Source organism: Nostoc sp., assembly GCF_036916655.1.
Taxonomy (GTDB): Bacteria; Cyanobacteriota; Cyanobacteriia; order Cyanobacteriales; family Nostocaceae; genus Nostoc.
Window position 1 is genome coordinate 296,143 of record NZ_JBALFY010000064.1, and the last position, 13,621, is coordinate 309,763.

The following is a 13,621-nucleotide window of genomic DNA, read 5'->3' on the forward strand; positions in this document are numbered from 1 at the left end:
CATTTAAATTGATTGATTCTTGACTAAACGGCTTACGCGATACTGTTTTACTACTTCTAACTCCATCTCTTTTGCTGAGTTCAATGCACTCATAACCTCACCACAGGCTTCAACTTTGGCTTCATAGACACCTGATGTACTGCTATCAGGTGCGGCATAATTAATACAGACTTCTACCCAATTAGCATCCTGTCCTTCAGCAACTTCTTCTATAGCTAGCACTTTTCCTGCTTTCAAATAATCAAGCCAATTCCAGCCAAACTGCATCCAAATTTCGCGCTCAACAATTTGCTCAAATTTGCTTAAACCTGTCCATCCTCGGTAATATTGACGCAAACCGGAGACTGAACCATTTCGATTGACCAGTAAATCCAATACATTTGGTTCTAAGTGTCCCCATAAGTACCCTTGGGGTAAATCAACTAATGTCGGAGCAAACTGATGACCGCCAAAGTGACTTGTTTGCCATACTCTTAACTTTCCGTGGGAAACAGGAGCATATTCCTTACGTAATCGACGATATATAGGAGTACCAAATCTGCCACAAGTAAGGTCTACTTGAGCATGGGTGCAAACCATTAGTTCGCGAATATGGCTCGTTTCTTGTTGATATTGCTGAAATTGCGATAAATCGTTTGGTTCTTGGATTAACTGCTTGAATATTGCAGTTACTAAAGCAGCAGCTTCGCTGTCTGGAACAAGAAACTCGTGTTTCTCAAACTGAGAAAACAATTTTGCAGGACGATAGTAGTACAAAACACGGGTTAAGCCAGGATGAGAGTACTCTCGGTCAGGAGCAATTAGCATTGGTTTCAACTTGACTCCATGCTTAAAAATTAACTCCTCGAATAAACCCATCAATGAACTGAGAGTTGGATTTTCCTCATAGATTTCTTGCGACCAAGGTTGGGGAATTTCCATAATCAACCAATGGTCACAATTACCAGCTGTGCCAATTGGGTCTTCTCCATTACCTTTAGAAACCAATGAGCAAAAACGACAGTCTGTTGTGGGGAGTTTATGAGTATGTTGAGTTTGCATAGGTACTTGTATCTCGTTCTTATTCCTAATGACTCGGTTTTACTAATCAAGAATTTTTTTGGTATTTTTTTGCATTATTATTTACAGTAATATAAACATATCTTACGCTGAATTAGCAACGAACTGCTGTGGCTGTCCTTGGCGCTGATGCTGAGAGAGAATCACCATTTTCAAGCCACTAGCAGGAGGATAGTTAACACCTATAGCCTTCGGTTTTTCCACTCTTGTTTTATCAGCTAAAGCTAATTTATAGCGTGTGAGAATTGTTGCTAATACTAGTTTCATTTCAAAAAGCGCTAATAGCTCACCCGGACAGCGGCGAGCGCCACCGCCAAATGGTAAAAATTCATAGGGAGAATATTCTTTTTCTAGAAAGCGCTCTGGTCTGAATTGCTTTGGTTGTGGATATAAATCTTCACGTTGATGAGTTAAATATATGCATCCTCTTACTACTGTACCTGGGTCTAATTTGTAGTCCATTACTTCAATTGGTGATTCTACAAGTCGTGGAAATGTCACAACTTGAGTTGGATAAATTCGTAGGGATTCGTTACAAACAGCACTCAGATAGGGTAATGCAATAATCTTTTCGGGTTCTGGCGACTCACCAAGGCTACTAAGTTCTTCTAATAAGCGATCGCGAACACCAGGTATACTATGAATCCAGTACAAAGACCAACTGATCGCGGTAGCTGACGCATCTTGACCACCAAATAGTAATGACGGAAATAAATCTCGTATATATTCATAGGTCATTGGTTGACCTGTTTCATCACAAGCAAATACCAATTCTGATAATACGTTGGTAGATAAAGAGTTTACTTGTTGACGACGTTCTGCAATTTCGGCATGAAGTAGTTTGTCAAATTGTCGTTGTAAATGAAGCCAATATCCCCAAGGACTCCAGCGACCTAAATCTCTCTTGATAACCGGATAGGACAGAGATATATTTAACCAGCGTGACCTAGCATAACTTATTAGTTTAGAAAAAAGTTGTCGAAATTGTTCATAACGTTCTCCTTCATGCAGACCAAATAATGATGGTAAAACTACTTCTAAGGTAATCTTTTGCATTGTCGGGTAAGCCAGAAAAGATTTACCTAAGGTTAGTTGATTCATGACTTTTTCTGTAACTTTACAGATACGCTCCCCATACTCTTGTGTTTGAGTGTGGCGCATAGGTGACATCAATAACTTCCGACGATTTCTGTGACGCAACCCATCTAGTGCGAGCAACCCGTTATTTCCGACTATTGATTCTCCACCTTGATTCAACTTTCCAGAAGCGATAATCTCTTTAGCATTGGTAAAAATTTGCTTCATCCCTTCTGGATTGCTGACTATTACTAGAGGTTTAGAATCAACCATAATAGTGAAAATGTCGCCGTAGCGATCGCTCATAGTATCCATGAAACTAAGAGGATCGGTTTCAAATTGACTGAGTAATTGGGGAGAAGTTTTTGGCCCATCAGGTAAATTCATTAGTATTTGTCTGATAAATGTTAAATAATTAATTGGTTTTAAACTAAGCCTGCAACCAATGGTTGTGACTGTCTTTGATTTTGACCTTGCCGAGAGGGTTTCAAGCCCCGCCCCTTGTAGGTACTTCCTGCCTCCTGCCCCCTGCCTCCTTTACGCCGACCACGTATGACCATCTTCACGCCACTAGCTGGATAACAAATCAGACCTCCAAATTTGGGACGTTCTGGGCGCTGGCTGACTAGTTCTAATTCATAACGCGAAAGAATAGTTGCTAATACAAGTTTCATTTCAAATAGGGCAAAAGTCCCGCCAATACACACACGAGAACCGCCGCCAAATGGGAGAAATTCGTAGGGAGAAAATTGCTTTTCTAAAAAGCGCTCTGGCTGAAATTCTTTTGGATTAGGGTATAAATCTTCGCGCTGATGTGTGGAATAAATATTACCAATAAGTACTGTACCGGGATTCAACTTGTAGCCCATCACCTCAACGGTCGATTCTACTAATCTGGGAAATGTAAACAACTGAGTTGGATAAATTCGCAAAGCTTCGTGACAAACAGCACTTAGATAGGGTAATGTGACAAGGTGCATGGGGTCTGGGTTTTCACCAAGACTATCGAGTTCTTCCAGTAGACGCGATCGCACGGATGGTAAATGGTGAATCCAGTACAAAGACCAAGCGATCGCGGTTCCTGAAGCATCACCCGCCGCAAATATAGGCGATAATAGGAGGTCGCGCACCTCTTCATCGCTTAATGTTTCGCCTGCTTCATCACTAGCAAATATCAAATCTGAAAGTATATCAGTGCGTGAAGAATCTGCTTGCGATCGTCGTTCCTCTACCTCACTAGATAATAATTGAAAAAGTTGTTGTCGCAAATAAAGGCGATATCCTTGTGGACTCCATCGACCTAAATTCTGTTGTCCAAAAATATTTTTAAGAATCTTGTCTATAGAAGACTGTCCTATTCTGAGCGCAGACACAAATAAATGTTTTATTTTGTCATAACGCTCTCCTTTATCCAAACCCATTATAACTTCTAGACCTACTCGCAAGGTAATATCTTCAATAATCGGGTATGCAGCAAAAGTTTTTCCAACTACCTGTTTACTCATAATCTTTTCTGTGAGTTCGCAGATACGTTGTCCACAAACCTGCATCCGTGTTCCATGAAAACCCTGCATTAATAATTTGCGTCGATTTTTATGAATTAAGCCATCCAGTTGAAGAACTCCTTGATTTCCGGTCATCAAGGCAAAATCTTGGTTTAACTCACCTCTAGCTGCAATTTCTTTTGTATTTGTAAAAACCTCCTTTATTCCTGAGGGATTACTGATATAAATTATTGGTGTAGGGTCAGAAATTAAAGTAACAATATCACCGTAACGTTTGAAAATAGCATCCATATAACCAAAGGGATCAGCCTCGAATAGCAGATTTAGCAACCATAAGGGTGTTTTCGGTTTTGGGGGTAGTTTCATGAGTCTTTTTTACTCCCTTGATTGATATCACGCACAGAATTATCGATACAATTTCTTAGATGTTTAGTTAATTCTTGAATATGAGGTTCAATGAAAATTGAGAAATGATCGCCAGGAACTTCAATTGCTTGAATAGGTTGAGTAGAATATTTACCCCAGCCTAGCAAGGGGTCATCAGTAGTCCATTCTGGGTTATCAAAGTCATGAATAATCTCTTCCTTCGCTCGAAATAGAGTTATAGACTCAGGATAAATTTGGGGAACATAATTTCGCATGGCTTGGACATGCGCTTTGAAAAGTTTGTAATAGTGGAGAAAATCTTCAACTTCTGTATCGCTAAAGATAAAGTTTGCTTTTTTATTTACTAAATGAAATTGCTCATTTAGTGGCAAATCTCGAAGTTCCTCAAAAGGAATCGAAAAATCGATATTATTATTGGTTTTTATCGATTCTGCCATGCGAAGTAAGAATTTTGCATCGTCATCTTTTCTAGGTTCAATAGGTGTTTCTGATAGTATGGTATCGATAACAACTAACAAACCTACTTTTTGACCTTGCTTTTGTAATTGCTGCGCTATTTCAAAAGCAAGTACACCGCCATAACAATGACCACCTAAGAGATAAGGGCCATTTGGTTGTACTTGACGAATTTCTTTGAGGTAGCGAGTTGCCATCTCCCCGACTGAAATATTTTCAGGTATATCTTGCTCTAGGGTATGTTCTAAGGCATAAAATGGATAGTCTTCACCAAGCCTTCTAGACAAGATGAAATAGTTATTAATACCGCCGCCAGCGCCATGCATACAGAAGAAAGGTATCTTGGAACCAGAAGAGTTAATTGCTACTAAAGGAGAATTAGAACTCTCACGGGATGGCTGACTAACAATAATCGCTAATTTTTCAATTGTTGGATTTTCAAAAAGAGTAGATAGGGTAAGATTATACTCAAATTTGTCGTGAATTTGAGCCATTAAGCGTACAGCTAAAAATGAGTGTCCACCTAAGTCAAAGAAATTATTTGTTACCCCGATATGGCTAGTATTTAAGAGCTTTTCCCAAAGTTTTACTAATGATAATTCTGTAAAATTCCGAGGAGCTACGAAGGATTTAGTAGTATTTATTGGCAGAACTGCATCAGTTGTTAGAGAACGCTTGTCTACTTTACCATTAGGTGTCAGTGGCAGCGCATCCAATACAACGAAAGCAGATGGCAGCATATAATTAGGCAATTTTTGTTGCAAATCTGGCAACAGTTGTACAGCTATATCCTGTTTTTCTGTGACAATATATGCAATCAAACGCTGATTTTCTTGAGCATCATCGCTAGCAATAACAACAGATTCTTGCACATCTGGGTGTTGTGCGATCGCAGTTGCAATTTCACTTAATTCTACTCGAAAACCTCTGATTTTTACTTGTTCATCTTGGCGACCTAGATACTCCAGATTTCCATCATTGAGGTTACGTACAAAGTCACCTGTTTTATAAAGCTTGTTTCCGGGAATAAAGGGGTGATCGATAAAACGTTCTTGAGTTAATTCTGGACGGTTTAAATAACCCTTCGCCAATCCATCACCACCGATATAAAGTTCACCAAAAAATCCTATAGGTGTGGGTTGTAAATCACGATTCAACACATAGACTTGAGTATTATCAATCGGACGACCAATAAGGACACTCTTTACTCCATCTGGCAAGAAACTGGTGTCATAATAAGTAGCGTTGGCAGAGACTTCTGATGAGCCATAAAGGTTAATTAGTTTTGCAAATGGCATCAACTCTCGGAAAGTTTGAACTAACTTAATAGACAGTGCTTCCCCACTGGTTATCCAGAGTTTTAGCGGCGATAATTTATTGATTAGATGACTGTAATTATCCAGAAGTAAACGCAGTAGCGAGGGTACGAGTATAATACGAGTAACTTTGTAATGTGCCAGAGCATCTATAAATAACTGCGCGTCTAATACAGTCGCATTGCTAATAATTGCTGTAGGAATTCCTTGAAGTAAAGGAGCAAAAATCTCCCATACAGAATCAACAAAGCTAATAGCTGTTTTCTGACAACAAACTTCTCCTTGGGTAAAAGGATAGGTTTTCCATAACCAGTGTAAGCCGTTTACTGTACCACGATGAGTACCAAGAACGCCTTTAGGAGTTCCAGTTGAGCCAGAGGTGTAGATAATATAGGCGAGATTATCAGCTTGTGATGTGCTAATCGGATTTTCTTTACTTTCTAAAGCAATTTCGTCTTTGTGGATATCTAAGCAAACAGTTTTATCCGCAGATAATGATAGTTTATCTAATATTTCCTGATGACTAATTAATACTGACGCTTGAGAATCAGAGAGCATAAAATTCAGCCGCTCAACTGGATAACTCGGATCGAGAGGAATATATGCACCGCCAGTTTTGAGGATAGCTAAAATTCCCACCACCATGTCTACAGAGCGTTCCAAACATAGAGCAACTAACGTTTCTTTTATTACACCCTGTTTTTGTAAATAATGTGCAAGCTGATTAACTCTGTGGTTAAGTTGACAATAAGTTATTTCTTCAGACTGACTAATTAATGCTAAAGAGTCAGGTGTTAGTTGAACTTGTTGCTCAAATAATTGATGTAGAGATACATCTTGAGGATAATCTGTGCGAGTTGGATTAAACTTCAATAATAGTTGTTCTTGCTCAGAAGCAGTTAAGAGCGATAATTCACTCAAGCGTTGCTCTGGGCTGGCAACAATATTTTCCAACAAAGTTTGGAAATTGTTGATAAATTGGGTAATCGTTGTTGAATCAAAAATATCCGTATTGTACTCTAAACAGCCTGTTAATCCCTCTTGAGATTCAGACATTGAGAGGAAAATATCTAGTTGGGCTGTACCACTATCAAACTCTAAAGTACGCAAAGTTAATCCAGATACTTCTTGCATAGTTGTTGGAGTATTTTGCAACACAAACATGACTTCATAAAGTGGATTTCGGCTTAAGTCACGTTCGGGGTGCAATTCTTCTACAAGCATTTCAAAGGGTAAATCTTGATGTGCATAAGCATCAAGAGTCACCTCACGAACTCGATGTAGAAGTTCGCGAAAACTGGGATTACCACTTAGGTTATTACGTAATACCAAAGTATTAACAAATAAACCCAGCATCCTTTCTAATTCGGCTCGATTGCGATTTGCAATTGGAGAACCAATTAAGATATCTTCTTGGTCTGTATAGCGATATAATAATATGTTAAATGCTGCCAGCAAACTCATAAATAAAGTAGTATCTGCTTGCTGGCTTAATTGTCTCAATGCCTCAGTTAAAGGTTTTGAGAATATAAAATATTGCTTGGCACCGGTAAAAGTTGTGACGCTAGGTCGTGGATGATCTGTAGGTAACTGTAGTACAGGTAGCTCACCCCTGAGTTGTTGTTTCCAATAATTTAATTGGGTTGCGAGGAACTCACCTTGGATGCGATCGCGCTGCCAAATTGCAAAATCTGCATACTGAATAGGGAGTTCGGGTAAAGGGGAAGGTTGATTTGTAGAGAAAGCAGCGTACAGCGTTGACAACTCGCGCAGGAACACACCACAAGACCATCCATCTGTAATAATATGGTGCATAGTAACAAGCAAAACGTGTTCTTCTTCACTCAAGCGCAGTAAAGTTGCTCTAACTAGAAGTTCTTTAGCTAAATTAAAAGGTTTATTTGCGGACTCTGCTACAAGTTGTTTAATCTCAGATTCCCAATCTTTACCAGATAAATGCTCAAGATTAATAATAGGTAAGTCCCAAGTAAATTGAGGTGCAATTTTCTGTACTGGCTCTCCATTTACAAGTACAAAATTTGTCCGCCAAACTTCATGACGCTTAAGAATTTCATTCAGACTTTTCTGAAGCACTTTAATATTCAGTTGTCCTTTGATATGAAAAGCGATAGGAATATTGTAGAAAGAACTCCCATGATAAAGTTCGTCAATAAACCATAGCCTTTGTTGAGAGAAAGATAAAGGAAGATTCTGCAATATTTGACGCTTTGGAATAATATCAGATTGAAATTTTCCTCCCTTCCATTTTTCTAGAAGGGCTTTCTTCGCAGGTGATAAATTAGAGTGTTGTTTATCCATGACTATATTATTTTATTGATAGTTACTTATGGAGGGATGGCTTACGACAAACAACACAAAGGCGCTCGCTTCTTTTGTAAGCGTCTCCAAAATCTTTGCTATTATAGTCATTGATTTCTATGAAACCCACATTATCTAAAGCCGATTTAATTTCGTCTAAAAAATAATCTTTTTCTAGCACAGCACTGTCCGAACGCTTCCAAATTCCATTTATTAATTCAAATGTGGTGATTTCAATTTTCCGTATCCTTTCTTCTGGGCTGTAGTTGTGTCTTTCAATATAGACAAATTTATCATTGACAGTACAACTATCCGAATATTGAGGCTCACCTTCACTCCATGTAATGTCTGCACTTGTGATGCTGAATACAAACAGAGCATTATCACGCATCATTGAATATATGTTTTGGAAAACAGTTGTCAATTCCTCAAGATTCAAAAAGAAGCTGAAAACGTTTTTTGAATAAACTGCATCATAGGTGGGAGGCAACTTAAGCTTACGTATATCACCAAGGATAAATTCACTTTCAGGTGCGTTTGTTCGGGCAAAACCCAACAGTTCTTCAGAAACATCAAGTCCAGTAGTTTGATAACCTCTTATTTGAAGCTGTTGGACTATCTGTCCGTTAGAACAACCAATGTCAAGAATATTTGCTCCTTTAGAGAGATGTTTTAGGATTAATTGCTCTAAAACTGGTATTACAAATTCTGCATCTGATGAACCAAGAAATTTATATACAGAAGCAAAAGAATCATGATTTGCATCATTATTGACTAAATTTACTAAAGACATATACTTGCTTTTCCTGTTTTAAAGGATAGGTTTAAAATCGAATACTTTAAGAATTATTAGTAATATTAGCTAAAAAAGTTTCTGCCTCTTCTTCAGATAATTCTTCTATTTTTGCTAACATCCGTTCCTCAATCATTTCTGCTTGTTTGGCTGGTATCATCGCTTTCAACAAAAGGTCACGTAGTGGTAAATCTATAGGAAATTTCGAGCGCAATCTAGAAACTAGTTGAGTCGCAATGAGGGAGTCTCCTCCTAACTCATAAAAATTATCGTAAATCCCAACTTCTGTAAGCCTAAGTACCTCTTGCCATATTGCCGTAATTTGTTTTTCTAACTCATTACTCGGAGCAACGTAGGCATTACTCAGGTTAGGTCTAGAGTAGCGTGAAGATAACTCTAGTTGATTGAAATATTTTGAATCTCCTAGAGAGTCAAGGTTAAGTAGATGATCATTTCTTGACTTAATATCTACTGTAGAAACAACAATTTGAGTACCTTTATCTAAAGCAAATATCCGTTTAAATACTTCTACAATTTCTTTGGAATTAATGGTTGAATCTGTACCAGATATTTGTTCAAGTATTTTTTTATCCTGGGCTGTATCTATCTGTAATTTATCCCAGTTGACAATATACCACGGCAAAGAACTATTTTGGTTGTGTCGGTTAGTAAAGGTATCTATGAAATGATTGGCTGCTGAATATAATCCTAACCCAAAACCTCCTAGAATGGAAGACAAAGAAGAGAAAATAATACAAAAATCTAGATTTATATTCTGTAATATTTTTTCTAAGATAGTAATCTGATGAAGTTGAAAACTAAATAATTCTTTTGATTCTAGACTATCAATTTCTGCAATTGAGCAAAATAAGTTTTCACGATTGATTCCACCTGAATAAATAACTCCGTTAATTTGACCAAGATTTTCAGATGATAAGCTTTGATAAATTTGTTTATCATCAGTTGTGTCTACACGGATTACTAAAACTTGAGTAGCTGATTTCTCTAATGCTAGGAATTTTTGAATTTTGCAACTTACCTCATCTTGTTGAGTGTGAGTTTCTAGCCAGTGTGAAAAATTATCCTTTTCTGGAAAATCTAAATCTTCAATAAATATGAGTTTTGCTTGTAGAGTTGTTGCTAAATATTCTGCAATTACAACTTCAATACTTTCTAACCCACCAGGAAACAAGTAAACACCCTGTTTTTTCAATGGTGTTTTTTCTTGATCTACTGACTCTAAGTGAATTGGCTCAAATGTTTGTACCCAACGATAGGAATCGCGATAAGCAACAACTAAGTCTGGAGATACAGCCGTTAACTCACTTAAAAGTTGGTCAATAATAATATTGTTATAACTTTCTCTATTATCTGTCTTTTGGCGATTTTTCAAATCAATATCAATACACCGACAGCTAATATTAGGATACTCTTGTGGAATTACTTTACATAAACCTAATATTGCTGCTTTCCTTGGATCTAGTTTTTCATTTCCATTCACTTCTTGAGTGTTATTAGATATAACCAAAAGTTGGAAGCGATTATTGCTAATTCTTAAACGTCCAAGGCTCTGCGTTAAAAATAGCAAATTACTAAATTCTAAATATTCTCTAGATTGACGATTTTCAAACTCATTTATACTCCATAAATAAGCAATATTTGGAATATTTTTACTCGACATAATAAGTACTTGAAACAAGGTGTCATAGTCTTCATGTCTGTATGGATTAATTGTATAAGTACCAACACTTAGCTGACTATAATGCTCTCCCTGCTTAACAGTAATGACATTTTTACCTTGATTTTTGAGTAGATTAATTAATTGTTCTCCGACTCCATGCTCATCAACAAAAAACAGCCATTCCTCTTGTACTGTTTCTATTTGACCAGAGGATGCACGAAAAAGTAAAGAGCGTTTCCATGACGGAACATAAAACCAGTCGGTAATATCTTGTTTACGATCTAATTTTGCTGGCTTTATATTTAAAGAAGCTGATGAAGATTTAGGATCAATCCAGTATCTTTCCCGCTCAAAAGGATAGGTGGGTAAAGGCAGACGATGACGCTGCTCGTGGGTATAAAATCCAGACCAATCTATTTCTACCCCACAAAGCCACAAGCGACCTAATGTCTGCAATAAAAAGCTAACATCTGATACTTGCTCTTTAATATGGCGTAAAGAAGTTAGCACCTGTTGTTTGGCATTTTTATATAAATGCTGTGTTGTCAAAGTACTTAAAGTTCGTCCTGGCCCCACCTCTATAAAAACACCTTCAAACTGCTTTAATAGTTGAGAGATTCCATCAGAAAATCTCACAGTTTGGCGTAAATGTTGACTCCAATAGGTGGGATTTGTCGCTTCAACATCTGTAATCCAACTACCAGTGACATTAGAAATAAAGCGTATCCGAGGAGTATGCAGTTTAACTTTTTTTACCAACTGCACAAACTCTTCTAATATTGGCTCCATCATCACAGAATGAAACCCATGAGAAGTATGCAACAGCCGACATTCAATTCCTTGAGAAATTAATTGCTCCTGGAGTGTTGCGATCGCTGCGGTTGTTCCAGAAACTACGCATGAAGAGGGACTGTTGATAACCGCGATTTCTAGAGAATTTTTCGGCAAAGTCTCTACATCCAATAGCAACTGCACATTGTTTGCTGGAAGCGGAATTGCCAGCATACTTCCTGGAGGTAACTGCTGCATTAGTTTTCCTCTTTTGGCCACAACTGCTAAAGCATCTTCTAAGGAAAACACACCTGCGATCGCAGCTGCTACATATTCCCCAATGCTATGACCGATCATTGCTTGTGGATGTACTCCCCAAGACATCAATAACTGAGCTAGAGCATATTCGGTGACAAATAATGCTGATTGGGTGAACGCTGTTTGTTGTAGCTGTTGGGTAGCTGCTTCAATTTCTTCTGCTTTTGGAAACAGAATATGACGAATATCAAGATTAAGATGAGGTTGTAAAACCTCAGCACAAATATCTACATATTTTTTATATGTTGGCTCAATTTCATACAGTTCTCTACCCATGTTGACATATTGTGATCCTTGCCCTGAAAACATGAAGATGACTGGCTGTTCTCTATGCTCTTGGCATACAGTAAAAATCCGTTCCTGCTCTTGTGTTTCCAAAACGCTGACAGCATCTTTAACACTTTGGCACACCAAAATTCGACGATGGTTAAAAGCTCTACGACCCACTTTTAAAGTATGAGCCACATTCGCTAAATTTATCTCTGGATATTGTTTTAAATAGTCAAACAGATTTGTAGTTGCAGTTTTAAGTGCAGAATCAGTTTTAGCTGATAATAATAGCAATTGCCAAGGTCTAGAATTATCAAAATATTTAATTTCAGGCGCTTCTTCCAGAATTACATGGGCATTAGTTCCACCAAAACCTAAGGAACTAACTCCGGCTCTCCGGGGAGTATTGTTCGTTTTCCAATCGGTAAGTTTAGTATTAACGTAAAAGGGACTGTTTGCAAAATCAATCTCAGGATTGGGAACTTCAAAATTCAGACTAGGGGGTATTTTTTTATGTTTCAATGCTAAAACAGTTTTGATCAAACTTGCTACACCTGCTGCTGTATCTAGATGTCCAATATTTGGTTTTACTGAACCGATAGCGCAGAAACCATTTCTCTGTGTAAAAGCACGAAAAGCTTTAGTCAACGCCGCAATTTCTATTGGATCTCCAGCAGATGTTCCAGTTCCATGAGTTTCTATATAAGAAATATCTTCAGCATTGATTCCAGCATTTGCTAGAGCCTCGACAATAACTTCAGCTTGTCCATTTACACTAGGTGCTGTATAGCTAACTTTCAAGGAACCATCATTGTTGATTGCTGAACCTTTAATAACTGCATGAATATAATCTCTATCTGCTATGGCATCTTTTAATCTTTTCAAAACGACGATTCCAAGTCCACTGCCAAAAACAGTACCCTGTGCTTTAGCATCGAAGGCTCGACAATGACCATCAGGAGATAAAATTCCGTCCTCTTCATAGAAATAACCTGCTTTTTGTGGGACTAAAACTGTAACCCCGCCAGCTAAAGCAATATCACACTCTTCATCAAGTAGACTCTTGCAGGCTAAATGTATAGCAACTAATGAAGTAGAGCAATAAGTTTGGATACCTACACTTGGGCCTTTTAAATTTAATTTATACGAAATATTTGTAGCTAAGAAATCTTTATTAAGACTATACTTATTGGAAATATTTAGTAAGTCAATATTTTCATAGATATTGTTAAAAAAGTAACTATTTGTGCTTACACCAGCATAAACCCCAATCAAACCATTGTATGTTTCTGGATCGTATCCAGCATTTTCAAGAGCTTCCCAAGCAGACTCTATGAAGAGGCGATGTTGGGGATCTATAATTTCAGCTTCTTTCGGGCTGTAACCAAAGAACCTAGCATCAAAATACTCAATGTTATCTAATATAGGTGCTGCTTTAACATAATTTGGATCGTTTAAAACTTCCTCTTCAATATTTAAATCTACTAATTCCTGATTGGATAAAAAAGAAATAGACTCAACTCCATTTTGGAGATTACCCCAAAACGCATCGATATTATTTGCACTAGGAAAACGGCCAGAAATTCCTACTATCGCTATATCTAGATTTGCTATTTCTTCTTGTATTATCTTGGCATTCATCATTTTATTAACCAGATAAATTATCTTG

General features: G+C 37.6%; 6 protein-coding genes. All 6 read right to left on the bottom strand.

The window, feature by feature from the left end; all coding sequences use genetic code 11:
• Nucleotides 1–3: 3 nt before the first annotated feature.
• A complete protein-coding gene (locus V7L31_RS16675) occupies nt 4–1,041 on the bottom strand; it encodes a sucrase ferredoxin (RefSeq protein ID WP_334697262.1) in 1,038 nt (345 codons plus the stop codon).
• Nucleotides 1,042–1,143: 102 nt separating this feature from the next.
• Nucleotides 1,144–2,523 carry a cytochrome P450 gene (locus V7L31_RS16680; RefSeq protein ID WP_334697263.1) on the bottom strand — a complete coding sequence of 460 codons (1,380 nt, stop codon included), beginning with the start codon at nt 2,521–2,523 and terminating at the stop codon, nt 1,144–1,146.
• Between the two features lie 38 nt (nt 2,524–2,561).
• Nucleotides 2,562–4,007: a cytochrome P450 gene (locus V7L31_RS16685; protein WP_334697264.1), complete on the bottom strand. Its 1,446-nt coding sequence runs from the start codon at nt 4,005–4,007 to the stop codon at nt 2,562–2,564.
• On the bottom strand, nt 4,004–8,119 hold the full coding sequence (locus V7L31_RS16690; protein ID WP_334697265.1) for a non-ribosomal peptide synthetase: 4,116 nt from the start codon (nt 8,117–8,119) through the stop codon (nt 4,004–4,006). Before V7L31_RS16690 ends, V7L31_RS16685 begins: the two co-directional genes overlap by 4 nt.
• Nucleotides 8,120–8,141: 22 nt before the next feature.
• Nucleotides 8,142–8,912 (bottom strand): class I SAM-dependent DNA methyltransferase, encoded by a 771-nt coding sequence (locus V7L31_RS16695; RefSeq protein ID WP_334697266.1) that lies wholly within the window; start codon nt 8,910–8,912, stop codon nt 8,142–8,144.
• A gap of 46 nt (nt 8,913–8,958) precedes the next feature.
• Nucleotides 8,959–13,596 (bottom strand): type I polyketide synthase, encoded by a 4,638-nt coding sequence (locus tag V7L31_RS16700; protein ID WP_334697267.1) that lies wholly within the window; start codon nt 13,594–13,596, stop codon nt 8,959–8,961.
• Nucleotides 13,597–13,621: the final 25 nt, after the last annotated feature.

What these genes read in the sequence shown, in the direction of transcription:
- V7L31_RS16675 (WP_334697262.1), bottom strand. Translation starts at nt 1,041, where the DNA reads ATGCAAACTCAACATACTCATAAACTCCCCACAACAGACTGTCGTTTT.
- V7L31_RS16680 (WP_334697263.1), bottom strand. Translation starts at nt 2,523, where the DNA reads ATGAATTTACCTGATGGGCCAAAAACTTCTCCCCAATTACTCAGTCAA.
- V7L31_RS16685 (WP_334697264.1), bottom strand. Translation starts at nt 4,007, where the DNA reads ATGAAACTACCCCCAAAACCGAAAACACCCTTATGGTTGCTAAATCTG.
- V7L31_RS16690 (WP_334697265.1), bottom strand. Translation starts at nt 8,119, where the DNA reads ATGGATAAACAACACTCTAATTTATCACCTGCGAAGAAAGCCCTTCTA.
- V7L31_RS16695 (WP_334697266.1), bottom strand. Translation starts at nt 8,912, where the DNA reads ATGTCTTTAGTAAATTTAGTCAATAATGATGCAAATCATGATTCTTTT.
- V7L31_RS16700 (WP_334697267.1), bottom strand. Translation starts at nt 13,596, where the DNA reads ATGATGAATGCCAAGATAATACAAGAAGAAATAGCAAATCTAGATATA.